This is a genomic window from Actinoallomurus sp. NBC_01490 (assembly GCF_036227085.1).
Classification (GTDB): Bacteria; Actinomycetota; Actinomycetes; order Streptosporangiales; family Streptosporangiaceae; genus Actinoallomurus; species Actinoallomurus oryzae.
This window is the reverse complement of record NZ_CP109433.1, coordinates 4,872,610-4,895,993: the sequence shown is the minus strand read 5'-3', so window position 1 is coordinate 4,895,993 and position 23,384 is coordinate 4,872,610. Positions and strand designations below refer to the sequence as shown.

Below are 23,384 nucleotides of genomic sequence, written 5' to 3'. Positions count from 1 at the left end.
GGTGCGGGCGACAGGCTGCGGGGGAACCATGGTGAATGTGCGTGTCGGTCGATCCGCCGTCGCGGTGTGCGCGGTCCTCACCGCGGCCGTGGGCTGCAGCGGCTCCGGCGGCGGGGGTGGCGCGGCCACCCCGCCCGCCGCCCGCCGGGGGCACGCCCCGGACCCGCTGGCCACCTCTCCCGCTCCCCCGGGTGACAAGACGGGGGCGGCGATGACGTCCTACCTCAAGGGGCTCGCGGCCGACAAGAAGTTCACCGGCGCGGCGATCGTGGTCCGCCACGGGCAGGTGCTGACGCGTTTCGCCGCCGGGAAGGCCGACGAGGCCAAGAACATCCCGAACCGCCCGGACACGATCTTCCGCCTCGCCTCGGTGAGCAAGCAGTTCACGGCGATGCTGGTGCTCAAGCAGCGCGACCGGGGGCGGCTGCGGCTGAGCGACAAGATCTGCCCGTACCTCGTGCCCACGTACGTGAAGTCGTGCCCGAAGGCGTGGAAGTCCATCACGATCAAGGAGATCCTCAACCACACATCCGGGATCCCCGATATCTCCGAAATGCCGGACTTTTTCCCCAAGTTGTCGAAGCCCACGACGACTCAGGAGATCATCCGGCGGTTCGAGCACAAACCGCTCGACTTCAAGCCCGGCACGAACTGGAAGTACAGCAACTCCGGCTACATCCTCGCCGGCGCGATCGTCGAGAAGGTCGCCAAGAAGCCGTTCGGCACCGTCCTGCACGACGACATCACCGGCCCGCTCGGGCTCGACCACACCGGTTACACCAACGGCTACCCGCCCGCCGGGTACGCCAAGGGCTACCTCAAGCTCGGCGACCCGGCGCCGCCGATCAACGGCTCCCAGGCGAACGCCGCGGGCGGGGTGTACTCCAACGTGGACGACCTCAGCCGCTGGAACCGGGCGTTCGGCGCCGACAAGGTCGCGCCCGCCGCGACGGTCAAGGAGGCGCTCAGCCCGCAGGCGCCCTGCCCGTCGGGCGGCTGCCTCGACTCACCCTCCAGCGCGTACGGCTTCGGCTGGCTCATCGACAAGCTCAAGGGCCACCGCTACGTCTACCATCCGGGCCTGCTGCAGGGATACCACACGAGCAACGGCTACCTGCCCGACGACGACATCGCGGTCGTCGTGCTCAGCAACGTCCAGACCACCGACGTCAACGGCATCAACCGCCACCTCGCCACGATGGCCCTCTCCGGCTGACCGTTCCTGCGGCCCGCTAGCGGTTCGCGCGGAGGCCGTCGAAGACGACGTTCAGGGCCCGGTCGCGGACCTCGCCGTGGGCGCGCTCGGCGGCCTGTGAGGCGCCGACCAGCAGCGCCATCACCTCCGGCAGGCCCACGTCGCCGCGGACCGCCCCGGCGTCCTGGGCGCGGGACAGCAGCGTGGCGAGAGCCTGCTTCAGCCCCTGCCCGCTCTCGGGCACGTCCACGCCCGCCTCCGTCAGCGCCGCCGAGAGGGCGTTCTTGGTCGCGGCGTAACCGACCACGCGGGTGAAGTACGTGAAGAACGCCGCGCCGGGGTCCTCGGCGGAGGCCAGCGCCTCGGCCTCCTCGGCCAGTTTGCGCAGGCGGGAGACGTACACCGCCTCCAGGAGCGCCTCCTTGGTCGGGAAGTGCCGGAAGACCGTGCCGATGCCCACGCCCGCGGCGCGCGCGACCTCCTCGGTGGAGGCGGTCGTCCCGCGCGCGTCGAACACCTCCTCGGCGGCCTCCAGAACCTTGAGCCGGTTGCGCAACGCGTCGGCGCGCAGCGGCCGGCCGGTCCGCGGCTGGGGCTGCGGCTGTGTCACCGCGACTCTCTCATTGACAAGTGGAGTCTCCACTCCGTATGGTCCGGGACTTATCGGAGCGGTCACTCCGATTCTGGCTCTTTCTCGTACACCAAGGAGTTTCCCATGTCCGAAACCAGTCCACGTGCGGTGTTCGAACGCCTCAGCCGGGGCATCTCGGAGGGGCGCTGGCACGACCTCGCCGACCTGTACGCCGAGGACGCCGTGGTCGAGCAGCCCTTCGTGTCCGCCGCGCCCGGCCGCATCGAGGGCCGCGAGACCATCCGCGCGCACTTCGCCGGCGCCGCCGCCATGGGCCTGCGCCTCGTCGCGCACCACGTGGTGATCCACGAGACGACCGACCCGGAGGTCGTCGTGGCGGAGTTCGACTACGAGATCACCGGCAGCGAGGGCACCACGACCGCCGCCAACATCCAGGTGCTCCGCGTCCGCGACGGCCTGATCACGGCCACCCGCGACTACCACGACCACCTGGCGATCGCCCGCATGACCGGCGGCCTGGCCGCCCTGGTCGAGGCGGCCGGCGGTGAGGCGGCGTGACGCCGCGCGAGGTCTTCGAACGCGTCGTCGACGGAGTGACGCACGGCCGGTGGGAGGACCTGCCCGCCCTGTACGCCGAGGACGCCTTCGTGACCCATCCGTTCGCCCCCGCCGGTGAGCCGCTGATCGGCCGCGAGGCGCTCCGGCGGCACTTCGCGGCGGGCGCCGGGATGGGCGTCACGATGACCGCGCGTGACGTCGTCGTGCACGAGACGGCCGACCCTGAGGTGATCATCGGTGAGTTCGCGTACGAGGGCCGGGTCACCACGACCGGCCGGCGGTTCACCGTGCCGAACGTCTTCGTCATGCGCGTACGCGACGGTCTGATCGTCGAGTCCCGCGACTACGCCGACCACGTGGCCTTCGCCGCCGCCACCGGACGGCTCGGCTCGCTGGTCGCCGAGGACCGGTGGCTCTGAGACTCAGCGCCGGGCCCGCCAGCGGCCGAGCAGGTCGCGTTCGCCGTCGGCGGTCAGCGAGCCGTGCAGCCGTACGCGGGCGAGGCCGCCGTCGGGGTAGATGTCGACGCGGGCGTGCGTGATCGGACGGCCGGCCTCGACTCGGAAGCGGTGCGCGGTGTCGGGTTGCAGCCGGGTGCGCGGCAGCACGTCGAACCAGGCCGCCTCATCCTCCAACGACGCCGTACGCGCGTCCGCGCCGCGGATCCGCGCCTCCGCCGGCGCGTTGAAGCGCAGGTTCGCGGTGTCCAGCTCGGCCAGCTCGACGACGCCCGGGCCGGCCAGGCGCAGAATGACCCAGTCGTTGCCCCCGTCGCGGCGGCGGGCGGTCTCCCAGCCCTCGGCCTGGTGCCGCGCGAGGCCCGGCATGATGAGGTTCGCCGGCGAGGAGTAGAACATGTCGGAGCAGCCGACGACGGCGGCGCCGTTGGCGAGCGCGGCGAGGTCGACGGTCAGCCCGGTGAGCAGCCGCGGGTCCGGCACGACCTCACCGTGCACCCGCAGCCGGGCCACGCCGCCGTCGGGGAAGATGTTCAGGCGCACGTGGGTGAAGCGCCGCTCGTCCGCGACCGCGAACTCCCGCGCCGCGTCGCCGGTCAGCGGGCTCCTGGGCACGATCTCGGTCCAGCCGGACAGCTCCTCGGCGGACGGGTACCCCTCGGCCGCGCACGCCTCCACCATCGCCTCGTGCGGGTGGTTGCCCTTGAACCAGGCGGTGTCGACGACCACGCCACGGATCACGCCCGGCAGGCCGAGCCGGACGACCGCCCAGTCGTGGCCCGGCGAGCGGCGCCGCCGGGTCTCCCAGCCGTCGTACTCCTGGCCCTTGGCACCGAAGGTCTGCTCGCGGAAGCCGGCCGGCCCGGGGTTGAGGAGGTTCTCCTTGGGCGCGAACGACTCGTCGCTCGCCGCCATCACCGTGCCGCCGAGCGTGCGTACGGCGAGGTCCGGCAGGTCGGTGAAGATCTCGCTCCGCGCGGTCATGAGTCCTCCTTCGTCGGAGAGTGTGACCACAGGGGCGCGTCTTCGATTCCCTCGCTCCGCGCGGTCATGAGCCCTCCTTCGTCGGAGAGTGTGACCACAGGGGCGCGTCTTTTGATTCCCTCGCTTCGCTCGGTCATGGGCGCCTCCGCAGCAGCCGGCCGTGCCCGGGCGCCTCGCCGCGCAGCCACACCCTCTCCACCGCGCCGGTCAGGGTCGTCCCCGCGTACGGCGTGACGGGGTGCCGCTGGCGCAGCGCGCCGGGGTCGACGACGAACCTCCGGTCCGGGGCGAAGGCGACGAGGTCGGCGTCGTACCCCTCCGCGATGCGTCCCTTGCCGGTGAGCCCGGTCAGCTCCGCCGGGCCGGAGGCCATCCAGCGCGCGACGTCGGGCAGGCCGTGGCCGCGGGCGCGCGCCGCGGTCCAGATCACCGGCAGGCCGAGCTGCAGCGAGGAGATCCCGCCCCAGGCGGTGTCGAAACCGCCCTTCTTCAGCTCCGGCACGCACGGCGAGTGGTCGGAGACGACGCAGCCGATCAGCCCGTCCGTCAGGCCGCGCCACAGCCCCTCGCGGTTCCGCGCGTCCCGGATCGGCGGGCAGCACTTGTACTCGGTGCCGCCCTCGGGCACCTGCTCCGCGGTGAGCGTCAGGTAGTGCGGGCAGGTCTCGGCGCTGATCCGCGCGCCGCGGGCCCGCCACTCGGCCAGCAGCGGCAGCGACCCGGCGTCGGACAGGTGCACGATGTGCGCGCGGCAGCCGGTCTCGGCGGCGAGCCGGGCGACCCGCGCGATCGCCGCCCCCTCCGCCTCCGGCGGCCGGGACGCCAGGAACTCCGCGTACCCGGGCCCGCCGGGCTCCGACAGGTGCCCGGGATCCTCGGCGTGCGCGATCAGCAGTCCGCCGAAGCCCGCGATCTCCGTCATGGCCTCGCGCAGCCCCGCCTCGTCCAGCGCGGGGAACTCCTCGACGCCCGACGGCGACAGGAAACACTTGAAGCCGTACACGCCCGCGTCGTGCAACGCGCGCAGCTCCGGGCGGTTGCCCGGGACCGCCCCGCCCCAGAATCCGACGTCGACCGCGCCGCGCCCCTCGGCGGCGGCCCGCTTGACCGCGAGGGCGCCGGCGGTGACGGTCGGCGGCAGCGCGTTCAGCGGCATGTCGACGATCGTGGTCACCCCGCCGGCCGCCGCGGCCCGCGTCGCGGTGGCGAACCCCTCCCACTCCGTCCGGCCCGGCTCGTTGACGTGCACGTGGCTGTCGACCAGGCCGGGCAGCAGCGCGCGGTCGCCGAGGTCGACGTCCTCCCGCGCGGTGAGCGGCGCGTCGTACACGGCCACCGCGGCGATCCGGCCCTCGCGCACCGCGACCGCCGCCGGCCGCTCCCCGTCCGGCAGCACCGCACGACGGGAACGGACGACCAGGTCGTACCCCTGGGTCACGGCATCACGGCGGTGTCGTCGCGCAGGTCGTCCAGCCAGAGCCGGCCGACCCGCTCGGCGAGGCGTTCGAGCAGGGGACCCGCCTCCCGCATGCACCGGGCGGGGTCGGGCTCGATGTCGGTGAGGGCGTACGCGCCGAGGAAGCCGGCGGCCCGCAGCTCCTCCTCCGACAGCGTGCTGCGCCCGGCGACGGCCAGCACCGGCACACCGGCACCCGCCGCCGCCCGCGCGACGCCCGCCGGGGCCTTGCCGCGCAGCGTCTGGTGGTCCAGCGCGCCCTCGCCGGTGATGACGAGACGCGCGTCCGCGAGATGGTCGGAGAAGCCGAGCAGGTCGAGCAGGTACGTGATGCCGGGCTCGACGGTCGCGGAGCAGAACGCCATCGCGCCGAAGCCCGCACCGCCCGCCGCGCCGGCGCCGGGCCGCTCCGCCGCGCTCACGCCAAGGTCGCGGCGGACCACCGCGTCGAGCCGGGTCAGGGCCTGTTCCAGCAGGTCCACGTCGTGGGGCCCGGCGCCCTTCTGCGGCCCGAACACGTGCGCGGCGCCGTCCGGCCCGAGCAGCGGGCTGTCCACGTCGCTCGCGACCACCACGGTGACGCCGCGCATCCGCTCGCGCAGGACGGTGGCGTCGACGCGGTCGAGGTCGCGCAGCGCGGCGCCGCCCGGCGGCAGTTCCCGCCCGTCCGCGTCGAGCAGGCGGGCGCCGAGCGCGGCCGCCATGCCCGCGCCGCCGTCCGTGCAGGCGCTGCCGCCCAGGCCGAGCACCACGCGCCGTGCGCCCCGGCGTACGGCGTCGCCGATCAGCTCTCCGGTGCCCCGGCTGGAGGCGGTCAGCGGCGCGAGCCGCCCGCCGGGCAGGTGCCGCAGGCCGGAGGCCTCCGCCAGCTCCACCACCGCCACGTCGCCGCGGACGGCGTAGGAGGCCGTGACGGGCTCACCGGTCGGGCCGCTCACCTCCGCGCGCACGCGCGCGAAGCCGGCCGCGACCGCCGCGTCCACCGTGCCGTCCCCGCCGTCGGCCACGGGCAGCTCCAGCAGGGGCACCTCCGGCCGGGCGCGCCGCAGGCCCGCGCCGATGCGCCGCGCCACCTCCGGCGCGCCGAGCGACCCCTTGAACTTGTCCGGTGCGATTAGCACGACCTGGCCCGTCCCCGGGAGCATGTGCCGTCCGTCGCTCACCTACGATCTCCGATCAGCCGGCGGCGGGCCCGTACGCCCGCCTGCGCGGGGTCCGCCGTGGTGGTGCGCAGCTCTCCGCGCTCGACCACCGTACGACCACCGACGAGCAGCAGGTCGAGCGGCGGCGCGGGGCCGAAGACGAGGGCGCAGACCGGGTCCTCGACGGCCGCGCGGTAGCCGTCGACGCGCCACACGGCCAGGTCGGCGAGCTTTCCGGGTTCGAGGGTGCCGATCTCGTCCTGCCGGCCGAGGCACGCCGCGCCGCCGAGGGTGCCCAGCTCCAGCGCCTGCCGGGCGGTGAGCGCCGCGGGCCCGTGCACCGCGCGCTGGAACAGCAGGGCCTGGCGCATCTCCCCGGCCGGGGAGGTCAGCTCGCTGGAGGCGGAGCCGTCCACACCGAGGCCGACCGGTGCGCCCGCCGCCAGCAGCTCGCTCACCCGGGCGACGCCCGAGCCGAGCCGCCCGTTGGAGGTCGGGCAGTGCGCGGTGCCGGTGCCGGTCGCGGCGAACCTCCGGATGTCGGCGTCGTGCAGGTGCACGCAGTGCGCGAACCAGACGTCGGGGCCGAGCCAGCCGAGCTTTTCCATGTACTCGCCGGGCGTGCACCCGAACTGCTCCCGGCAGTGTTCTTCCTCGTCGAGGGTCTCGGCGAGGTGGGTGTGCAGGCGCACGCCCTTGCGGCGGGCGAGGGCGGCGGCCTCGCTCATCAGCTCCTCGGTCACCGAGAACGGCGAGCACGGGGCGACGGCCACGCGCAGCATGGAGGAGAACGACGGGTCGTGGTAGGTGTCGATGGCCGCCTCGGTGGCCACGAGGATCTGCTCGCGGTCCTCAACGATCTCGTCCGGCGGCAGGCCGCCGTCGGAGCGGCCCCGGTCCATCGAGCCCCGCGTCGGGTGGAAGCGGACGTGCAGCTCCCGCGCCGCGCGCACCTCGGCGTCGAACAGGTCGCCCCGGCCCCGGGGGAACACGTAGTGGTGGTCGGTGGTGGTCGTGCAGCCGCCGAGCGCCAGCCAGCCGAGCCCGGCGGTGGCCGCGTCGTACACGACCTCCGCGTCGATCCCGGCCCACGTGTCGTACAGCCCGGTGAGCCAGTCGAACAGCGTGGCGTCCTGGAAGAGCCCCTGCGTGGCCCACTGGTAGAGGTGGTGGTGGGTGTTGACCAGGCCGGGCGTCACCAGGCAGCCGCTCGCGTCGATCCGGCGCGCCGCGCCGGTCACGGGCGCCGGGCCGGCGCCTACGGCGGTGATCCGGTCGCCCTCGACCACCACGTGGCCGCCCGCGATCTCCGGACCGCGCACCGGCGCGACGTGGGCGTTCTCGATGACGATCGCGCCGTCCGTCATGTTCCCGCCTTCCGCGCCGCCGCGAGCCGTACGGCGTCGAGAATTTTCTCATAACCGGTACAACGGCACAGATTGCCAGCCAACGCCTCGCGGATCTCCGCGTCCGACGGGTCCGGACGGCGTTCGAGCAGATCGTGTGCCTGGACCAGCAGGCCCGGCGTGCAGAATCCGCACTGCACCGCGCCCGCGTCCACGAACGCCTGCTGGATCGGCGCCAGCCGGTCGCCCTCGGCGAGGCCCTCGACCGTACGGACCTGACGGCCCTGCGCCTGACCGGCGGCGACGAGGCACGCGCACACCGGGGCGCCATCGAGGTAGACCGTGCACGAGCCGCATTCGCCCTGTTCACAGGCGTTCTTCGAGCCGGGCAGGCCCATGCGCTCACGCAGGACGTACAACAGGCTCTCGCCCTCCCAGACGCCGTCCACGGTCTCGCGCGAGCCGTTGACCGTGAAGCTCACCCGCATCACGCGGCCCCCCTTCCGGGATCCTCATGTGGCGCGCGGTGGTCGCGCCACGCCCAGGTCAGCGTGCGGCGCGCCATCACCGCGAGCGCGTGCCGGCGGTAGGCGGCGGTGCCGCGCACGTCGTCGATCGGTGTGGCCGCGGCCCCGACGAGCTCGCCGAACTCCCGCACCACGGACTCGTCCAGCGGAGCGTCCCAGTCGAGCTCGCGGGCCAGGAGGTCCTCGGCGGCGGTCGCCCGGATCGGCGTGGGCGCGGCGGAGCCGATGCCGGTGCCGACGCGGCGCTCCCCCGGGTGCAGCGCGAGGGCGAACGAGCAGACCGCGATCACCATGGCGTTCCGCGTGCCGATCTTGGAGAAGTACTGCGGGCCGGTGGCGGGTGCCAGCCAGAACGCGCGGATCAGCTCGTCGGGCTCCAGCGCGCTCCGCTTGACGCCCCGGTAGAAGTCGGTCGCCGCGATCATGCGGATGCCGCGCCGCGACTCGGCCTCCACCACGGCGTCGCCGGCGAGCAGCGGCGGATGGCCGTCGCCGGCCGGGGACGCGGCGCCCAGGTTGCCGCCGACCGTGCCGCGGTTGCGGATCTGCGGCGACCCCACGGTGCGGGCCGCCTGGGCCAGGCCGGGCAGGCGGTCGCCGAGCTCACCGATGATCCGCGCGTACGTCACGCCGGCGCCGATCCGCAGCCGGTCCCCGGCCTGCTCCCAGCGGTCCAGCCCGGCGACCCGGCCCAGGTCGAGCAGGTACTCCGGGCGGCGGACGTCGAAGTTCAGCTCGACCATGACGTCGGTGCCGCCCTGGATCGGGACGGCCTCCGGGTGCTCGGCCTTCGCGGCGAGCGCCTCATCCCAGGTCGTGGGCTGCAGAAATTCCATGGCGGCTCCCGGGTCAGCTCCAGGCGGGGCCGGCGTCGGGCGCGCCGTCGCGGACGACGGCGCCCTCGATCAGCCCGTACGGCCGGTCCGCCGCGAAGAAGACCTCGTTCTCATTGTCCAGGCCGAACGGCTCGAGGTCGACGGCGAAGTGGTGCCGGTTCGGCAGCGACAGGCGCACCTCGCAGACCTCCGGCATCCCGTCGAGGAGCCGGTCGCCCATGGCGTACAGGGTCTGCTGCAGGGACAGGCTGTAGGTGCCGGCGAAGGCCTCCAGCAGGTGCCGCCGCGCCTCGGGGTAGGACCCCTCCCAGTCCGCCTCGGCCGACGTGTACCGCCACTGCGCGGCCACCTCCGTGGCCAGGATCCGGTCCCGGGTCTCCGGCAGCGTCGTGTACTCGTCCTTGACGTACCCCCAGAACTCCGAGTCGGTGGAGTTGAGCACGACGAGGTCCCTGATGCCGGACACGACGTGCGTGGCCTCGTCGTCGTGGTGGATGAGCGCGGTGCGGGTCTCGCCGCCCCGGCGGACGAAGGAGTGCCGCCCACCCCCGATCCGGTCCCAGAGGTGCTCCTCGATCGACACGCGTGCGTGGTGGATGCTCGGTTGCGAGCCGACGAAGTGCCGGGCGAGCAGCAGCCCGAACGCCTCGGGCGAGTCGACGCCGTGCTTGCGGGCGAACGCGAAGACGGTGTTCTTCTGCGCGTCCGTCGTGAGGACGGCGGAGTTGTCCCCGGTCAGGTGGACCGCCTCCATGGCGCCGGACAGCGCGACGCTCACCGTGAGGTCCCGGAGGTGGTGGACGTCGCCGTCCCTGGTCACGCGGACGACGTGGGTCTCCGCCTTGCCGTAGCGGTTCGGGCCGAGCCGGCTCCGTGACATGGTCAGCTCCCCCGGTAGGTCGAGTAGGCGTACGGGCTGAGCAGCAGCGGCACGTGGTAGTGCTCGCCGGGGTCGGTGACCGTGAAGGCCACGGCCACCTCGGGGTAGAAGTCCGAATGGCCGGCGGTGTCGAAGACGAGCCGGTGGACGCCCTCACCGGGTGCGGGCAGGCCGCGCACCCGGCCGTCCTCGTCGGTACGGGCGTCGGCGACGTGCCGCCACCCGTCGCCGTCACGGCTTTCCAGGCGCACCGGAACGCCGGACGCCGGACGCCCCTTCGCGGCGTCGAGAACGTGGGTGGAAAGAGTCATGTGCCCTCCTTCGCCGGAGGAGAGTCCCGGGGAGGCCGCACTGCCGATTCGCTCACTCGTTCGCTCATGTGACCAGCTTTCTCAGCCTCAGCTCGGTGATCTCGGCCAGCTCCCCGCGCACGACCTCGCGCTCCTTCGCCGGGTCGTTGCCGAGGCGTTCCCGCAGCTCGGCGAGCATCTCGGCGGCGCTCCGCCCGCCGGCGCGGATGAGGAAGACGTGGCCGAACCGCTCCTCGTACTCGGCGTTGGCCGCGGCGAACGCCGCCCGGTCGCCGTCGCCGACGCCCGCCTGCTCCTGGCGCGACAGGGCCGAAGCGGTGCGCTCGCCGATCCGCGGGTGGGCGTGGAGGGCCTCTTCGACGTCCGGCCAGTCCAGGTCGCGCACCGCGCGACCCGCCGCGGCCAGCAGCCGCTCCGCCGAGCCGTACGGCCGTCCGCCGGCCACGGCCGCCGCCCAGCGCCGCGACGCGCAGCACGCCAGCAGCTCCGCCTCGGCGTCCGCGCGGGACAGGCCGTCGAACCGCACCGTGCCCTCCTCACGTTCGGGTCATGCCAGTACACACACCCGGATGAGCGGCGGTCCAGCGGAGAAACGCCGAACCGGACCACCTGATCACGGCAACTTTTCCCGTGTCGCGGCGAGCATGCCCCGTCCACGGCGCGCGGAACCGGCCGATCCGCCCCGTCCGGCCGTTGAGTGCCTTCACCCGTTCGTGGAAGAGCCCCGCCGCCGCGACCGGCCGCTCCCCGCTCACGAGGTCGGCGGATACGCCCGGTGGCGTAGCCGGTCCCGGGAGCGCCTACCCTGCCGGGCGCAGCGCAGGTACCGCTTTCCGCGGGACGACACCGGCGGTGCCGTGCCTGGACCCTCGGGCAGACCCCCCGAGGAGGAGAGACGAGATGACGGGCGAACGGAGCGCCGCGGCACGAGCGGTGGGCGCCACCAAGGTATACGGGTCAGGGGCGGCGGAGGTACGGGCGGTCGACGACGTGACGCTCGCGTTCGACGCCGGGCGATTCACCGCGATCATGGGACCGTCCGGCGCCGGGAAGTCGACGCTGATGCACTGCGTCGCCGGGCTGGACACGTTGTCCTCCGGGCAGGTGTTCATCGGCGACGTCGAACTGGGGTCGCTGTCGGACCGGCAGCTGACCGTGCTGCGGCGCGAACGGATCGGGTTCGTGTTCCAGTCGTTCAACCTGCTGCCCGCCCTCGACGCGGAAGAGAACATCACCCTCCCGCTGACGCTCGCGGGCACGCGGCCCGACCGGGCCTGGATCGACGCCGTGGTCGCCACGGTCGGGCTCGGCGACCGGCTCTCGCACCGGCCCGCCGAGCTGTCCGGAGGCCAGCGGCAGCGGGTGGCGGTGGCGCGGGCGCTGGCCACGCGGCCACAGATCATCTTCGCCGACGAGCCGACCGGCAACCTGGACTCGCGTGCCGGGGCGGAGATCCTGGCCTTCCTGCGTGAGGCCGTGGACGAACTCGGCCAGACGATCGTCATGGTCACGCACGACCCGGTCGCGGCCTCGTACGCCGACGCCGCGGTCTTCCTCGCCGACGGCCGGGTCCGCGACCGCGTCGAGGGCCCGACCGCCCGTACGGTGCTCGACCGCATGAGCGCCTTCGAGGCCGGGGCCACGGGGAGGCACCGGTGACGCGCATCGCGCTCAAGGGCCTGTGGGCCCGCCGGCGTCGCCTCGCTGGGTCGTTCGCCGCCGTCTTCCTCGGGGTCGCGTTCCTCGCCGGGGCGCTCATGCTCGGCGACACGATGAACGCGAGCATCGGGCGGTTCTTCGACCAGGCCTACGCCGGGACGGACGCCTCCGTGCGCGGCGCGGCCAACGTCAGCGACACGCCGGACGGGGAGCGCGGCATGATCGACGCGGGCGTCGTGGACCTCGTACGCCGGGTGCCGGGCGTGGCGGTCGCCGAGCCGGTGATCACCGGCTCGGGCCAGTTGCTCGGCCACGACGGCCGGGCGATCGCGGTGCTCGGGCCGAGGACGGCCGGCAACTGGCTCACCGACCCGCGGCTCAACCCGTACCACGTGGTCCAGGGCCGCGCGCCGCGCACCGACGACGAGGTCGTGGTCAACCGCGCGACCGCCGTCCAGGGACGGCTGCGCGTCGGAGACGCCACGGCGGTGCTCACGCCGCAGCGGGTGCCGGTGCGCGTCGTCGGCATCGCGAAGTTCGGCGACCAGGACGGCTTCGGCGGCACGTCGTTCACGGCGTTCACGCTGGAGGGCGCCCGGAAATACGTCGCGCGGACGCCGGACCGCGTCAGCGGCGTGTCCATCCGCGCCGCGAGCGGGGTGTCGCAGGACGAGCTGGTCCGCCGGCTGCGGGGCGTGCTCCCCGCGGGTGCCGAGGCGATCACCGGCCGGGCGCTCAGCCGGGAGGGCATGAACGCGGTGACGAAGGGCTTCCTCGACATGTTCCGCGCGTTCCTGCTGGCGTTCGCCGGGATCGCGCTGCTCGTGGGCATGCTCGGCATCCACAACACCTTCGCGATCACCGTGGCCCAGCGGAGCCGGGAGTCCGCGCTGTTGCGGGCGGTCGGGGCGTCGCGGCGGCAGGTGCTGGCCTCGGTGATCGCCGAGGCGCTCGTGCTCGGCCTGACCGCGTCGGTGGCCGGGGTGTTCGGCGGGCTCGGCTTCGCGGCGCTGCTGGAGGGCGTGTTCACCGCGATGGGCGCCTCCCTGCCGGTCGGCGGGCTGGTCGTGACGGCGACCTCCGTGGCCGTCGCCGTGACGGCCGGGGTCGTGGTCACGGTCCTGTCGTGCCTGCTCCCGGCGGTCCGCGCGTCCCGTACGCCGCCGGTCGCCGCGATGCGCGCGACCGAGGCGGAGCGGCCCGGCGTGTCCCGAGTCCGCGCCGTCTGCGGCGGGACACTCGCGGCGGCCGGCCTGGCGCTGCTCGCCGTCTCGGCGGCGGCCGGGCGGTCGATGGTGATGGCCGTCCTCGGCACGGTCGCCTGCGTCGCGGGCGTGGTGGTGCTCGGCCCGGTCGCCGCGCGGCCCGCGGGCGCGCTGCTCGGCGCGCCGCTGCGGGGCGTGACCGGCGCGCTCGCCCGGCGGAGCACGGCGCGTGAGCCGCGACGCGTGGCGGGGGCGGCGACCGCGCTGATGGTCGGCATCGGCGTGGTCACGCTGATCACCGTACTCGCCGCGTCCGTTCGCACATCGGTGCGGGACACGGTCGCGCGATCGTTCGGCGGCGACCTGGTGATCAGTACGGGCTCCGCCATCGGCGGCGGGTTCGACCCGCGGCTCGCCGGAGACGTGGCCCGGCTGCCGCAGGTCCGGGTCGCCGCCGGCATGGGCACCGGCGGCGTGCGGATCGGCGGCCGGGCGGTCCGCGTCACCTACGCCGACCCGGCGGCGCTGAGCCGGGTGCTCGACCTGGGGTCGGCGGCGAGCCTGCCGCCGGGGCGGCTGGCGGTCTCCCGGACCGTCGCCCGCGCGCACGGCTGGCGTACCGGGACCCCGCTGACGGTCCTGTTCGCCGACGGCACCCGCCGCACGCTCACGGTCGGCGGCACGTACGCGCCGGGCGGTCCGGCGGGCGACTACCTGATGCCCCGCGCGGACTGGATCGCGCACGACCCGCAGCCGAGGGACACGACCGTGCTGATCGCCCTGCGGCCCGGGGTCGGCACGGCGGAGGGCGAACGCGCGGTCACCGCGGCCGCCCGGCCCTACTCCGCGCCCGATGTGCGGACGCGCGCGGACTACATCGACGCCCAGGCGTCCGGGGTGAACTCCCTGCTGACCCTGGTGTACGTCATGCTGGCGCTCGCCATCGTCATCGCGCTGCTCGGCATCGCCAACACGCTGTCGCTGTCGGTGCACGAGCGGACCCGCGAGATCGGACTGCTCCGCGCGGTCGGCGCGACGCGCGGCCAGATCCGATCGATGATCCGCGGAGAGTCGCTCATCGTCGCGCTGTCCGGCACGGCGGGCGGCCTCGCCATCGGCCTGCTGCCCGGCTGGGCGCTGGCCCGCGCGGCGACGGACGGGACGTTCGCCGCGCCACCCGTCCAGCTCGTGGTGATCGCCGTCATCGGCGCGCTCGCCGGGGTGCTGGCCGCGCTCCGTCCGGCGCGCCGGGCCGCCCGGATGGACATCCTGCGCGCGGTCGCGGACTGAGCCGTGCAGAGACCGCCCGGAACCCCACGCCCTGCCGCGCGGCGGGCGAGGGGTTCCGGGCTCTCAGACCCGGTCGAAGGGCTCCGGGTAGGCGAACGTTCCGCGGACCCCGGCGTCGTACGCCGACAGGGCGCGCACCTGGAAATGGGTGTCCCACGCGGGGACGGGCGGCGTGATCCCGTACTCCGCCGACGGACGGAAGCCGAACCGCCCGTAGTAGGCGGGGCTGCCGAGCAGCGCGACCAGTGGCTCGCCGAGGGCGTCCGCCGCGCCCAGGACGGTGTGCACGAGCGCCAGTCCGACGCCACGCCGCTGGTCCCCCGGCCGGACGCTCAGCGGGCCGAGCGCGAGGACGGGCGCGGCGCCCACGGTGCCACGCGTGCAGACGACGTGGCCGAGCACCTCCCCGCCCCGTCCCTCGCACGCGACGAGGGACAGCGCGGGAAGCCACGCGTCGCAGGCGCGCAACTCGCCCAGCAGGCGGGCCTCGGTCACCTCTCCGGTCGAGCCGGGGCGGGCGAACGCCGCGGACGTCACGGCGTGGACCGCCGCGGTGTCCGCGGGCGTCTCTCGTCGGATCAGCATCCGGCCAGGCTCCCCATCCCCCTCGCGGAGGTCAACGGATTTCCCGCCGGGAACGGGCCTCGCGATGGATGGATTCTTGAATGGTGGGACTGATTCTCTCATTCCCCGAGATTGCGAGTACGGTGATCGGCGAAGGGCAAGGTGATGACGATGCTCCGAGAATGGGACGCCGCCGCGTACGACTCGCTCCCGCTGCCGCACCTTCGCTGGGGACGGCGCACGCTCGAACGGCTGTCGTTCGCCGGTGACGAGACGGTGCTGGAGGCCGGCTGCGGCACCGGCCGCGACACCGAGGCGCTGCTCGACCGGCTCCCCCACGGCCGCGTCGTCGCCGTCGACGGATCGGCCCGGATGCTCCAGCGGCTGCGTGAGCGGCTCGCCGGCCGGCTCGACCGGGTCGAGGCGATCCAAACGGACCTTCTCGCGCCGCTGCCCGTCGCCGAACCGGCCGACGCGGCCTTCAGCGTGGCGACCTTCCACTGGATCCACGACCACGACACGCTGTTCGCCAACATCGCCCGCGCGCTCCGGCCGGGCGCCCGGTTCGCCGTCGACTGCGGCGGAAAGGGCAACGTGGCGCGCGTACGGGCCGCCATCGAGGACGTGCTCGGCGAGCCCACCGGCATGTGGAACTTCGCCGGCCCCGAGGAGACGCGCGAACGGCTCGAGCGCGCGGGCTTCACCGACGTCGAGGTCACCCTGGTGGAAGACCCGGCGCGGTTGGAGCCGGGCGAGCAGTTCCACAGCTACCTGGCGATCGTCGTGCTCGGCGCGCACCTGGACCGGATCCCGCCGGCCGAGCACCGCGCCTTCGTGGAGGCCGTGGCGGCGCGGCTGGACGAGCCGGTCGTGGACTACGTGCGGCTGACCTTCACCGCGACGCGGGCCGGCTGACCGAGGCGACCGTTCGACGTCGCGGCGCGGTACGGCGGCGGCGCGCGGGAGGCCCCGGCGCCTCCGCCTCGGCGCCCCTACTCGGACAGCGCGGCGACCTGGCGCATCTTGTTGATCGTGTCCAGGGCGGCGACCTTGTACGACTCCGCCAGGGTCGGGTAGTTGAACACGGCGTCGACCAGGTAGTCGATCGTCCCTCCGCAGCCCATCACGGTCTGGCCGATGTGCACGAGCTCGGTCGCGCCCGTGCCGAAGACGTGCACGCCCAGCAGGCGGCGGTCCTCCGGGGACACCAGCAGCTTCAGCATGCCGTACGAGTCGCCGATGATCTGCCCTCGCGCCAGCTCGCGGTAGCGGGAGATGCCGACCTCGAACGGGATGCGCTCGGCCGTCAGCTCGTCCTCCGTACGGCCGACGAAGCTGATCTCGGGGATCGTGTAGATGCCGATCGGCTGGGTCCGCTGCATCTCGCGCGCCGGCTCGCCGCACGCGTGGTGACCGGCCAGGCGGCCCTGCTCCATGGACGTCGCCGCCAGGGCCGGGAAGCCGATCACGTCACCGACCGCGTAGATGTGCGGCACGGTGGTGCGGAAGTACTCGTCGACCTCGATGCGCCCGCGTGCGTCGGCGGTCAGGCCGGCCCGGTCCAGGTCGAGGTCGTCCGTGGAGCCCTGGCGGCCCGCGGAGTACATGACCGTGTCCGCGGGGATCTTCTTGCCGCTCTCCAGGATGGTCATCGCGCCGCTCCGTACACCGCCGAAGGACCGGCGCTCCACCGCGGCGACGGTCTCGCCGAACCGGAAGGTCACCGCGAGGTCCCGCAGGTGGTACTTGAGCGCCTCGACGATCTCCAGGTCGCAGAACTCGAGCATGCGCTCCCGGCGCTCGACCACGGTGACCTTGGTGCCGAGGGCGGCGAACATCGAGGCGTACTCGATGCCGATCACCCCGGCGCCGACGACGACCATGGTCTGCGGAAGGCGTTCGAGGCTGATGATGCCGTCCGAGTCGATGATCGTGGTGTCGTCGAACTCGACCGTGTCCGGGCGCGCCGGATGCGTGCCGGTGGCGATGATGACCTTGTCGGCGCTGAACTTGCTCTCGCGTCCGGTCAGCGGGTCGCTCACCTTGACGGTGTGCGGGTCGGCGAAGCGCGCCGTGCCGTCCAGGAGGGCGACGTGGTTGCGGAAGAGCTGGCTTCGGATCACGTCGATCTCGCGGCCGACCACGTGCTGGGTGCGCGCCGCGAGGTCGGCGACGGTGATCTCCTCCTTGACCCGGTAGCTCTGGCCGTACAGCTCGCGCTGGTTGAGCCCGGTCAGGTAGAGCACCGCCTCGCGGAGCGTCTTGGACGGGATGGTGCCGGTGTTGATGCACACCCCGCCGATCATGTTCCGGCGTTCGACGACCGCCACCCGGCGGCCGAGCTTCGCCGCGGCGATCGCCGCTTTCTGCCCCCCGGGCCCGGATCCCAGGACAAGTACGTCGAAGTCGTACACGTTCCTAGTCTGGCGTGGTGCCGCCCGGTGATCCAGTCCACCCTGGTCTCTTCCGGACCGGACCGGCGAAAGGATTCCGCCGGTCCGGTCGTGTACCCACTGTTCGATGAACGGTGGTCAGCGCGGCCCTGACGTCAACGTGCCGGGCCAGAGGTACTGGTCGGCGGGCACTGTCGCGCCGCGGAACCACGCTTGGAAGAAGCCGGTGAGGTCCTGCCCGGCGACCTTCTGTGCGAACGCCTCGAACTGCGGCCAATCGACGTAGTCGCCGCGGTGCTCCCGCGGCCACTGTCCGATCAACCGGTAGAAGGCCCCGTCTCCGATCTGCCGGCGGAGTGCGTGCAGAGCGAGCGCGCCCTTGCCGTACTCGTTGATCCCCGGTGCCTCACCCGGCCGGTAGAGCTCCTTCCAGAAATCGGCGTCGTCCCTCTCTGCCTCGACCTGCTCGCGGTAGCGGGCATCGAGGTCGACGCCGTCCCTGTCCTCGTTCCACAACCACGTGGCGTAGGCGGCGAAGCACTCGGCCAGGCAGTCGTCCTCGGGCCGGCGGGCGGCGGCCGAGACCCCGTACCACTGGTGAGCCTGCTCGTGGACGACCGCGTCGAGGGTCATGAACTGCTCGTTGCCGGCGCCGAGGTATACCGGCCGGGTCTGCGGCGCGGTCGCCGGCGCGTCGTCGTCCACCTGGACGAACACGTTGCCGGCCGCCCGGAACGGGTACGGGCCGAACCTTCTGGAAAGGAACCGGAGGATTTCCGGCAACCTGTCCGCCAGCGGCTTCGTCGACTTCCGCAGGCCTGGGGCGTACGCGTTGACCACCGGGGTTCCGTCGGCCGGCGCGGACCGCTCGACCGTGAAACGGTCGATGGAGACGGCGAGGTCGGCGGGGTCGACGTAAGGCTCTGTCCAGCGGAACGTGGCGCCGGTGGAGCCGCGCCTCACCGGATGCTCCCGGCCTACGGAAACGACGCTCCAACCGTCCGGCACGGTCGCCGTCAGGTGGAAGGCCGCCTTGTCGTGCGCGTCCTCGTGGACGGGGAACCACGCGCTGGAGCTTCCCTCGAACGCGGTGCCTCCGCCCGACGTGGTGGGCAACCACCCGGCTCCCGGTGATCCGTCATACTCGACCCGGACCTGGAACCGGGCTCCGCGGCCGATCCTCGCCGACGGCACGATGAGGAGATCCTTCGCTCCGGTCTGTGAGAAGGACCTCGCCGGTTTCGAATCGACCGTGACCGAACGGGCCGTCGGCCCGCTGAGGTTGAGCGTGAACCGATCCAGCGCCTCGACCGCCGTGGCGGTGACCACCGTGACGCCCCGGACCGTTCGGGTGTCCGGCCGGTAGCTCATCGTGATGCCATAACCGGTGACGTCGTACTTCCCGCCGCCCGCGTCGGCCGCGTCCGCCACCGTGCGCAGGCGCGGCGAACCGTCGGCGCCGAAGCTCGTGCCGGCGCCCCCCACCGCGCCGGCCAGCACGGTCGTGGCCACCAAGGCCCTGCGCGCTTTTCCACGCGCCTGTTCGCGGCGCGAGCCGTGCCGATGCGGTTCGGCGGACCGGCGATCGCCGGATCTCCTGCCTCGGATGAGATTCATGAACGACAGGGTCTGCCGGCGATGTCCGACCGGCGTCCGCGCCGCGTCGCGGTCCTGTCGCAAACCTGCTGCGGATCGACGTGACTCTGGGCGTACGCCGCCGGAGATCGGGCGATGGCCGGACAGCCCGGGCGGGCAGACGGGATCATGGCGGCGGGCGGTCATGGCGCCAACGGTGAGAGGGCTCTTGTGTGCGCGTACATCCTGGTGGCCGAGGACGATCCGAAGCAGGCGGAACTGGTCCGGCGTTACCTGCGTCGCGAGGACCACACGGTGCAGGTCGTGGGCGACGGCCGGTCGGCGATCGACGAGGTCCGCTGGAACTCCCCCGACCTGCTGGTGCTCGATGTGATGATGCCCGGGCTCGACGGCCTGGACGTGTGCAGGGCGCTCCGGCGGGAATACGACCTGCCGGTGCTGATGGCCACGGCCAGGGCCGACGCGGACGACAAGCTGCTCGGGTTCGACCTCGGCGCCGACGACTACCTGACCAAGCCGTACGACCCTCGCGAGCTGATGGCACGCGTGCGGTCGCTGCTGCGGCGTTCGCGGTCCTCCTCCGGTCCGGCGGCGCCGCCGTTGCGGGTCGGCGGCCTCGCTCTGGACCTGCTCCGGCATGAGCTACGGGTCGGCGGACGGCCCGTCGCCTGCACTCCCGCGGAGTTCCGCATCGCCGCCACGCTGATGGCGGCGCCCGGTCAGGTGTTCAGCCGCCGCCAGCTTCTCGAACACGCCCGCGGGCTGGACGGCTACATCACCGAGCGCACGATCGACGTGCACGTGATGAACCTGCGCAAGAAACTCGAGGACGACCCGCGCAGGCCCACCTACCTGCGCACCGTCTACGGCGTCGGATACAAGATCGTCGATGGCCGCCGGTCCGACGGCTGAGCCGCGTCGGCGGCGAGGCCTTCGGGTCCGGCTGCTGGCCGGCACGGTGCTGGTCGCGGCCTGCTCGATCGGCGCGACCGCGTGGCTGTCGGTACAGAGCACCACCGGCTCGATCCGGGCGGAGCAGGGCCAGAACCGCGCGACCGTGGCCTGGATCTACAACCAGGTGCTGGCCTACGGGGCGACCCATCCGGGGTGGAACGAGGTGGCCCCGGTCCTGGCCGACGTGAGCCGGCGCGCCGGCCTGCGGATCGGTCTCACGGCGGGCAACAGGGTGCCGATCGCCGGGGCGTTCGGGGCCGACGATCCTCCGCTGCCGGCCACGCCGACCGCCGTCGTCGATCCCCTCGCCGTCGACGTCACGCTGCTGCCGGACGTCTCCGACGACAGGATCGACACGCGCGCCGTCGGCCCGTTCCGGCTGCCGCCGCGCGAACACGTCGCGCTGCGCCGTGAAGCGGACGCCGAGGCCGCGTGCATGCGCGCCCGTGGGCAGGACGCCGTCGTCGCCGAGTCCGCCGCCGGCCGGCCGTACGTCCGTTCGTCCGTACGGCCCGCCTCGCGGTGCGACCGCATGCCCCGAGGGAACGCGGTCGTCAAGCCGGTGGCCACCGAGGCAAGCGCCCTGGCGATCCTGAACGACTACCTCGGTTCGTGCCTCAAAGACCGTTCCCTCCCGGCGTCGAAGGTCCGGCTCACCGCCATGGGCGGTCTCGTGCCGGCGGCCGCCCCGCCCGACCGGCAGGCGTTCTTCGACTGCCTCGGATCGAGCAGGCGCATCCTGCTGGAGCCGTACGTCTCACCGGCGGTGCTGCTGTTCATCAGCGTTCCCGCGGGGCGACAGACCGTGGTCGGGCTGCCCGCGGCGGGCGTGTCCGAGATCATCACCGCCGCGCTGGCCGTCCTGGCCCTCACCATCGGCGTGAGCGCCCTGCTCGCCGGCCGGGTGCTGCGGCCGCTCAAGGCGCTGACCGCCGCGACCGAGCGGATGCGCGCCGGCGACCGCGCCACCCGCGCCGAGGTACGGGCGAAGTGGGAGATCGCCGACCTGGCCACCGCCTTCAACGAGATGTCCGAGCACCTGGACCGTACGGAGCGACAGCGCAAGGACCTCGTCAGCGACGTCTCGCATGAGCTGCGCACACCGCTGGGCAACATCCGAGGCTGGCTGATCGCCGCACAGGACGGGGTGGCCGAGCTCGGACCCGAACTGCTGGCCTCGCTGCTGGAGGAGGCCCTCGTGCTCCAGCACCTGGTCGACGACCTGCAGGAGCTCGCCTCGGCCGACGCCGGGCGGCTGCGGTTGCGGCCCGAGCCGATGGACGCCGGCGCGCTGCTGGCCCAGGCCGCCGCCGTGCACCCGACCCGGCTCGCGGTCGAGACGTCCGGGAACCTCCAACTCGACGCCGACCCGGTCCGGTTGCGGCAGGCCGTCGGGAATCTGGTCGTCAACGCGGTACGGCACACTCCGCCGGACGGCCGGATCACGCTGCGCGGCCGCCGAGCCGGCGAGGAGGTGGTGATCGAGGTCGAGGACACCGGCAGCGGCATCGCACCGGAGGACCTGCCGCACGTGTTCGAACGGTTCTGGCGCGCCGACCGTTCGCGCAGCCGTGTCACCGGGGGGCGAGGTCTCGGGCTGGCCATCGTCCGGCACCTGGTGGAGGCGCACCACGGCACCGTGACGGTGACCAGCACCCTCGGTGCGGGAACGACGTTCACGATCCGGCTCCCGGCGGCTCGCGAAGAAACCTGAACGCCGCCCTGACAACTTCTTCACATTCGCCGACCACCATGTCGATCATGACGCTTACACGACGCATCGTCGTCATCGCCTCGCTGGCCACGCTGCCCGCACTGGCCGCCTGCGGCTCGTCCGAGCCCGCCCACAAGGTGGCGACGCTGCGGACCCCGGGCACCACCGCCACCGCGGGCGCGCGTGCCTCGAACGGAACGCCGGCCGTGGCCCGGCCCCGAGAGCGGCTGGACATGACGCCCGAGGAGAGCGACGCGCTCTGGGAGACCTACAACCGGTGCCTGTCGGACCACGGCGCCGGTCCGAAGGCAGGCCGCGCCCCGGCCGGGAGGCCGGCCGCGGTGCCGGGGCGTCCGGTCGACTCCAAGGTCCAGGCCAAGGCCGAGGCCGCCTGCCTGCCGATGAAGCCGCTGCCGGCGTGGCAGTACGACAGGGCCAACCCCGAGTCCCTGGACTTCATCCACAAGCTGGTGCAGTGTCTGCGCGCCAAGGGAGTGCGGTACGTCGAGGAGGAACCCGCGGGTCCGGGCGACGACCAGAACTCCATCTCCTTCGGCGGCAAGAACAACGACCCCGGGTCGATCAGCAAGGGCCTGAACCTTACGCCGACGTGCGAGAAGGAGGTCGTCGTCGGCGGCGGTAGGAAATGAGGCGGTGGCTGCTCCCGGGACTCGGCGCCGCGCTCGCCGTCACCGTGGGCGCGGTGGTGACCTACAGCAGACCGGCCAGGCGTTCCCCGGCCGCGCCGGTCGCCACGCCGGCCGCCGCCCAGACCGCCGTGATCCGCCGGATGGATTTGGACACCTCGTTCACTCTCGGCGGCACGGTCGGCCACGGAGCCACGATCCCGTTCACCGGCCGCAAGCGGGGCACGTTGACCTGGCTGCCCGCGGTGGGAACGGTGGTCGGGCGCGGGCAGCGGCTGTATGAGGTGAACGCGAGGCCGGTCCCGCTGCTGATCGGCCCGACGCCGCTGTATCGCACCCTGCGCGCCGGTGTCCCGGCCGGACCGGACGTCCGCGAGCTGACCGAGAACCTGCGCGCCATGGGCTACGGCGTCGCCGGCGCCGGCGCCGGGGACACCTTCGGGCGCGGCACCGAGGCGGCCTTGAAACGCTGGCAGAAGGCGAGCGGTCTGCGCTCGACCGGCACGCTGGGCGTGGGCGACGCGGTGATGCTGCCGCACGCGGTGCGGATCGGCTTCCTGAAGGCGCGGCCCGGCTCCCCCGCGACCGCCGAGCTGTTCGGCTACACCTCCGTGCGCAAGGTGGTCGTCGTGCAGCTCGACCCCACGCAGGCCGATGTCTCCGCGGTGAAGCCGGGCGTGAAGGTCACGGTGCTGCTGCCCGGCGGGAGCCACACCGCAGGACGGGTGGCCAAGGTCAGCACACCGTCCGCGCAGGACACGGGAGCCGGAGACGACGGCGCGTCGGCGCGGACCGCCACCGTGACGGTGGCACACCAGGCGGCGATGGCGAAGGTGGAGGGGACGGTTCAGATCAAGGTGACCAACGAGGTGCGCCGCGGCGTGCTCGCGGTCCCCGTGACCGCGCTGCTCGCGCTGGCCGAAGGCGGGTACGCGGTGCAGGTCGTGGGCGGTGGCAGAACGGCCCTCGTCGGCGTTCGGACCGGCCTGTTCGCCGACGGCATGGTGGAGGTCGCGGGCACCGGACTGGCCGAGGGCCTGCGGGTGGTGGTCGCGTCATGACGCCGGCCCTCACCGT

The 23,384-nt window shown here is 73.4% G+C and carries 23 protein-coding genes; 10 read left to right on the top strand and 13 right to left on the bottom strand.

Annotated elements, in window-relative coordinates; translation table 11 throughout:
- Positions 1–37 precede the first annotated feature (37 nt).
- A complete protein-coding gene (locus tag OG417_RS23130; RefSeq protein ID WP_329259743.1) occupies positions 38–1,216 on the top strand; it encodes a serine hydrolase domain-containing protein in 1,179 nt (392 codons plus the stop codon).
- Between the two features lie 16 nt (positions 1,217–1,232).
- Here the strand turns inward: OG417_RS23130 and OG417_RS23125 are convergent, their stop codons facing one another.
- Complete coding sequence (locus tag OG417_RS23125) at positions 1,233–1,805, bottom strand: TetR/AcrR family transcriptional regulator (protein WP_329259740.1); 573 nt, start codon at positions 1,803–1,805, stop codon at positions 1,233–1,235.
- Positions 1,806–1,910: 105 nt separating this feature from the next.
- Here OG417_RS23125 and OG417_RS23120 point away from each other — a divergent pair, with 105 nt between their 5' ends.
- Complete coding sequence (locus OG417_RS23120) at positions 1,911–2,345, top strand: nuclear transport factor 2 family protein (RefSeq protein WP_329259738.1); 435 nt, start codon at positions 1,911–1,913, stop codon at positions 2,343–2,345.
- Entirely contained in the window at positions 2,342–2,764 is a 423-nt protein-coding gene (locus tag OG417_RS23115; RefSeq protein ID WP_329259735.1) for a nuclear transport factor 2 family protein, read from the top strand. The genes OG417_RS23120 and OG417_RS23115 overlap by 4 nt, the downstream gene beginning before the upstream one ends.
- 3 nt (positions 2,765–2,767) lie before the next feature.
- Here the strand turns inward: OG417_RS23115 and alc are convergent, their stop codons facing one another.
- From alc to uraD, 9 genes are all read right to left on the bottom strand, one after another.
- Positions 2,768–3,787 (bottom strand): allantoicase, encoded by a 1,020-nt coding sequence (alc, locus tag OG417_RS23110; protein ID WP_329259732.1) that lies wholly within the window; start codon positions 3,785–3,787, stop codon positions 2,768–2,770.
- A 133-nt stretch (positions 3,788–3,920) separates the two neighbouring features.
- Positions 3,921–5,225 (bottom strand): allantoinase AllB, encoded by a 1,305-nt coding sequence (allB, locus tag OG417_RS23105; protein WP_329259729.1) that lies wholly within the window; start codon positions 5,223–5,225, stop codon positions 3,921–3,923.
- Positions 5,222–6,406 (bottom strand): glycerate kinase, encoded by a 1,185-nt coding sequence (locus tag OG417_RS23100; protein ID WP_442875715.1) that lies wholly within the window; start codon positions 6,404–6,406, stop codon positions 5,222–5,224. The genes allB and OG417_RS23100 overlap by 4 nt, the downstream gene beginning before the upstream one ends.
- Positions 6,403–7,752: an 8-oxoguanine deaminase gene (locus OG417_RS23095; RefSeq protein ID WP_329259727.1), complete on the bottom strand. Its 1,350-nt coding sequence runs from the start codon at positions 7,750–7,752 to the stop codon at positions 6,403–6,405. Before OG417_RS23095 ends, OG417_RS23100 begins: the two co-directional genes overlap by 4 nt.
- Complete coding sequence (locus OG417_RS23090; protein ID WP_329262472.1) at positions 7,749–8,219, bottom strand: (2Fe-2S)-binding protein; 471 nt, start codon at positions 8,217–8,219, stop codon at positions 7,749–7,751. Before OG417_RS23090 ends, OG417_RS23095 begins: the two co-directional genes overlap by 4 nt.
- Positions 8,219–9,094 carry an FAD binding domain-containing protein gene (locus tag OG417_RS23085; protein ID WP_329259724.1) on the bottom strand — a complete coding sequence of 292 codons (876 nt, stop codon included), beginning with the start codon at positions 9,092–9,094 and terminating at the stop codon, positions 8,219–8,221. Before OG417_RS23085 ends, OG417_RS23090 begins: the two co-directional genes overlap by 1 nt.
- Positions 9,095–9,107: 13 nt before the next feature.
- Positions 9,108–9,974, bottom strand: coding sequence for a factor-independent urate hydroxylase (gene pucL / locus OG417_RS23080; RefSeq protein WP_329259721.1), 867 nt, complete (start codon positions 9,972–9,974; stop codon positions 9,108–9,110).
- 2 nt (positions 9,975–9,976) lie between these two features.
- Positions 9,977–10,285 (bottom strand): hydroxyisourate hydrolase, encoded by a 309-nt coding sequence (gene uraH, locus OG417_RS23075; RefSeq protein ID WP_329259718.1) that lies wholly within the window; start codon positions 10,283–10,285, stop codon positions 9,977–9,979.
- Between the two features lie 64 nt (positions 10,286–10,349).
- On the bottom strand, positions 10,350–10,811 hold the full coding sequence (gene uraD / locus OG417_RS23070; RefSeq protein WP_329259715.1) for a 2-oxo-4-hydroxy-4-carboxy-5-ureidoimidazoline decarboxylase: 462 nt from the start codon (positions 10,809–10,811) through the stop codon (positions 10,350–10,352).
- A gap of 374 nt (positions 10,812–11,185) precedes the next feature.
- Here uraD and OG417_RS23065 point away from each other — a divergent pair, with 374 nt between their 5' ends.
- The gene (locus tag OG417_RS23065; protein ID WP_329259712.1) at positions 11,186–11,944 is read left to right on the top strand and encodes an ABC transporter ATP-binding protein; all 759 of its coding nucleotides are present in this window, start codon (positions 11,186–11,188) and stop codon (positions 11,942–11,944) included.
- Positions 11,941–14,439 carry an ABC transporter permease gene (locus OG417_RS23060; RefSeq protein WP_329259709.1) on the top strand — a complete coding sequence of 833 codons (2,499 nt, stop codon included), beginning with the start codon at positions 11,941–11,943 and terminating at the stop codon, positions 14,437–14,439. The genes OG417_RS23065 and OG417_RS23060 overlap by 4 nt, the downstream gene beginning before the upstream one ends.
- 63 nt (positions 14,440–14,502) lie before the next feature.
- Here OG417_RS23060 and OG417_RS23055 read toward each other — a convergent pair whose 3' ends face one another.
- Positions 14,503–15,024, bottom strand: coding sequence for a GNAT family N-acetyltransferase (locus tag OG417_RS23055; RefSeq protein WP_329259706.1), 522 nt, complete (start codon positions 15,022–15,024; stop codon positions 14,503–14,505).
- Between the two features lie 150 nt (positions 15,025–15,174).
- On the opposite strand from OG417_RS23055, the gene OG417_RS23050 reads away from it, so the two are divergent.
- Positions 15,175–15,918: a class I SAM-dependent methyltransferase gene (locus OG417_RS23050; protein ID WP_329259703.1), complete on the top strand. Its 744-nt coding sequence runs from the start codon at positions 15,175–15,177 to the stop codon at positions 15,916–15,918.
- Positions 15,919–15,995: 77 nt separating this feature from the next.
- Here OG417_RS23050 and sthA read toward each other — a convergent pair whose 3' ends face one another.
- Entirely contained in the window at positions 15,996–17,417 is a 1,422-nt protein-coding gene (gene sthA, locus OG417_RS23045) for a Si-specific NAD(P)(+) transhydrogenase (protein WP_329259700.1), read from the bottom strand.
- A gap of 117 nt (positions 17,418–17,534) precedes the next feature.
- Positions 17,535–18,908: a M1 family metallopeptidase gene (locus tag OG417_RS23040; RefSeq protein WP_329259698.1), complete on the bottom strand. Its 1,374-nt coding sequence runs from the start codon at positions 18,906–18,908 to the stop codon at positions 17,535–17,537.
- Between the two features lie 294 nt (positions 18,909–19,202).
- Here OG417_RS23040 and OG417_RS23035 point away from each other — a divergent pair, with 294 nt between their 5' ends.
- Genes OG417_RS23035 through OG417_RS23020 form a run of 4 tightly spaced genes read left to right on the top strand, consistent with a single transcriptional unit; the run spans position 19,203 to position 23,368 of the window.
- Complete coding sequence (locus OG417_RS23035; RefSeq protein WP_442875758.1) at positions 19,203–19,904, top strand: response regulator transcription factor; 702 nt, start codon at positions 19,203–19,205, stop codon at positions 19,902–19,904.
- A complete protein-coding gene (locus OG417_RS23030) occupies positions 19,882–21,660 on the top strand; it encodes a sensor histidine kinase (RefSeq protein ID WP_329259695.1) in 1,779 nt (592 codons plus the stop codon). Before OG417_RS23035 ends, OG417_RS23030 begins: the two co-directional genes overlap by 23 nt.
- A 47-nt stretch (positions 21,661–21,707) precedes the next feature.
- Positions 21,708–22,310 (top strand): hypothetical protein, encoded by a 603-nt coding sequence (locus OG417_RS23025; protein ID WP_329259692.1) that lies wholly within the window; start codon positions 21,708–21,710, stop codon positions 22,308–22,310.
- Complete coding sequence (locus tag OG417_RS23020; RefSeq protein WP_329259689.1) at positions 22,307–23,368, top strand: peptidoglycan-binding protein; 1,062 nt, start codon at positions 22,307–22,309, stop codon at positions 23,366–23,368. Before OG417_RS23025 ends, OG417_RS23020 begins: the two co-directional genes overlap by 4 nt.
- The last annotated feature ends 16 nt before the right edge of the window (positions 23,369–23,384 follow it).

Excerpts from the sequence above, each read along its gene's own strand:
- pucL (WP_329259721.1), bottom strand. The coding sequence starts at position 9,974 with ATGTCACGGAGCCGGCTCGGCCCGAACCGCTACGGCAAGGCGGAGACC.
- uraH (WP_329259718.1), bottom strand. The coding sequence starts at position 10,285 with ATGACTCTTTCCACCCACGTTCTCGACGCCGCGAAGGGGCGTCCGGCG.
- OG417_RS23020 (WP_329259689.1), top strand. The coding sequence starts at position 22,307 with ATGAGGCGGTGGCTGCTCCCGGGACTCGGCGCCGCGCTCGCCGTCACC.
- OG417_RS23065 (WP_329259712.1), top strand. The coding sequence starts at position 11,186 with ATGACGGGCGAACGGAGCGCCGCGGCACGAGCGGTGGGCGCCACCAAG.
- OG417_RS23090 (WP_329262472.1), bottom strand. The coding sequence starts at position 8,219 with ATGCGGGTGAGCTTCACGGTCAACGGCTCGCGCGAGACCGTGGACGGC.
- OG417_RS23030 (WP_329259695.1), top strand. The coding sequence starts at position 19,882 with ATGGCCGCCGGTCCGACGGCTGAGCCGCGTCGGCGGCGAGGCCTTCGG.
- alc (WP_329259732.1), bottom strand. The coding sequence starts at position 3,787 with ATGACCGCGCGGAGCGAGATCTTCACCGACCTGCCGGACCTCGCCGTA.
- OG417_RS23050 (WP_329259703.1), top strand. The coding sequence starts at position 15,175 with ATGCTCCGAGAATGGGACGCCGCCGCGTACGACTCGCTCCCGCTGCCG.
- OG417_RS23120 (WP_329259738.1), top strand. The coding sequence starts at position 1,911 with ATGTCCGAAACCAGTCCACGTGCGGTGTTCGAACGCCTCAGCCGGGGC.
- OG417_RS23025 (WP_329259692.1), top strand. The coding sequence starts at position 21,708 with ATGACGCTTACACGACGCATCGTCGTCATCGCCTCGCTGGCCACGCTG.
- OG417_RS23095 (WP_329259727.1), bottom strand. The coding sequence starts at position 7,752 with ATGACGGACGGCGCGATCGTCATCGAGAACGCCCACGTCGCGCCGGTG.
- OG417_RS23055 (WP_329259706.1), bottom strand. The coding sequence starts at position 15,024 with ATGCTGATCCGACGAGAGACGCCCGCGGACACCGCGGCGGTCCACGCC.
- OG417_RS23085 (WP_329259724.1), bottom strand. The coding sequence starts at position 9,094 with ATGGAATTTCTGCAGCCCACGACCTGGGATGAGGCGCTCGCCGCGAAG.